3 protein-coding genes are annotated in these 1,882 nt (G+C 29.9%); all 3 read left to right on the plus strand.

Annotated features, from left to right (window positions below; all coding sequences use genetic code 11):
- Positions 1–267: hypothetical protein (locus tag DNC80_RS15930; RefSeq protein WP_220485268.1), on the plus strand; the 267-nt coding region annotated here is incomplete at its 5' end.
- Between the two features lie 89 nt (positions 268–356).
- Entirely contained in the window at positions 357–641 is a 285-nt protein-coding gene (locus tag DNC80_RS15625) for an AlpA family transcriptional regulator (RefSeq protein ID WP_182652011.1), read from the plus strand.
- Positions 642–643: 2 nt separating this feature from the next.
- On the plus strand, positions 644–1,882 hold a 1,239-nt coding region (locus DNC80_RS15630), incomplete at its 3' end, for a DUF3987 domain-containing protein (protein WP_182652012.1).

The raw sequence follows: 1,882 nt of genomic DNA on the forward strand, positions 1-1,882 counted from the left end.
GAAGAAGACTTTATAAAAGTTTTTACAAGTGATAGTGAATCTCATAACTCAATCGTTTACTTTAATATGGACAATATCCAATTCAATTTTTTTATTAACTCTATTTATAAATTTTTAAATATTAAAATAAACTTAACCTCTATTGAGCTTTTGGGGAAAATTGAAAATAAAAATGGTAAGATAAAAGCTAAATCAATTTATGTCTCAGTTTCTAAAAGCGGAATGCAACCCAAAAATTATAAACTAATAGAATCAATTTTTAAGTAATAGAAATATAGTTAACTACATTAACAAGTTAACCTTTCCAAATTTTACTTTAGTGACATTTGCTACCATAACGATAAAACATATCACTTATGGAAAGCAATGCTATTATTCAGAAATTAACCCAATTAGAAAAACTTATAATTGGGACAAACAAACAAATCTTCACTGTTGACGATGTTGTAAACTACACGGGGTTCTCAAAAAGTTATGTATATAAACTAGTACATACTAATATACTCCCCTATTCGAAACCTAATAACAGAACACTCTTCTTTACTAAAACTGAGATTGACGAATGGCTTTTACAAAACAAATCAAAATCTGTTTCTCAACTTAAACAAGAAGCAGTTAATTATACCAACAAAAAGGTATAAAGATGGTCAACTTAAAAAATAATGCCCCTTTTACTCCTGAAAGTAAAAAGGGCAAAATCTTTGAATCGCAACACAAAGATAATCAAATAGAAGGACGAATTGACCTGGTGGATTTGGAAAATGATTATTTGAAATATAAAGACAATAAAGGAAACTTATTTCCAATAGAAATTTATCCAAAAGCCATTCAAGAGATTATTATAGAGATTCATGATAAGCATTTATTTCCGATAGATTATATTGGAGCAGGTATACTTTCTGCTGCATCAGCTTCAATTGGTAAATCATTTAAACTTGAAGTCAAACATGGATGGTTAGAAAAAGTAAATCTCTTTATGGTAATTGTTGGACAACCCGGCGATGCAAAAACACAAGCTTTAAAATTTTGCTTTAATCCAATACAGAACAGAGAGAGCCAATTATATGCAGACTATGAAAATCAATTAGCTGAATATGAAAGAACAAATTCAGAAAATTCAGAAAATAAAAACAAAGAAAAAAAACCAATCTTTAAAAGATATTTACTTAGCGATTTTACACCTGAAGCCCTAGTTTTAAATCACAGTAACAATAAGCGAGGTATTTGCATATATGTCGATGAGCTCAATGGATGGCTGAAGAATTTTAACCGTTACAATAGTTCAGGTGAGGCCGAAACATATCTAAGTTTATGGAGTGGGACACAAATTACAACAGATAGAGCGTCAGGAAAATCTCTTAGGCTAGAAGATCCTTGCGTAAGCGTTATTGGTAGCACTCAAATTTCCGTTTTAAAGGATTTTGGAAAGGATGGAAGATCAACAAATGGTTTCATGGATAGACTATTATTTGTTTATCCAAACGATGAGAAAATATTGCGTTGGAATATCCAACAAGTCAATAAAGTACTTTTCAACAATTACACCACACTAATTAATAATCTAATTGATTTAGGTGATACTGATCATACGATATCTACTGTTTTTACGATGGAAACTGAAGCCAAAGAATACTTATTTAGATGGCAAAATAATAGACCTGATAAGTTTTTCTTTGATTATGAACGAAGCGTCGAAATAAAACTTCAACAATATGTACTTCGATTTGCATTAATTCTTCAACTTATTCATTCAACAGTAGGAAGCGAATCAAAAAACCAAGTGGATATATCTTCTATCAGAGGAGCTATTCAATTATTTGACTATTTCTACAATAATGCTATTCAAGTACGAACAGAGATTCTTAAAAAGAATTATTTCGAA

The organism is Flavobacterium sp. SOK18b, from assembly GCF_014156605.1.
GTDB classification, from domain to species: domain Bacteria; phylum Bacteroidota; class Bacteroidia; order Flavobacteriales; family Flavobacteriaceae; genus Flavobacterium; species Flavobacterium tiangeerense.

Bases quoted from the DNA above. Each gene is read 5' to 3' on its own strand.
- DNC80_RS15625 (WP_182652011.1), top strand. From the start codon at position 357: ATGGAAAGCAATGCTATTATTCAGAAATTAACCCAATTAGAAAAACTT.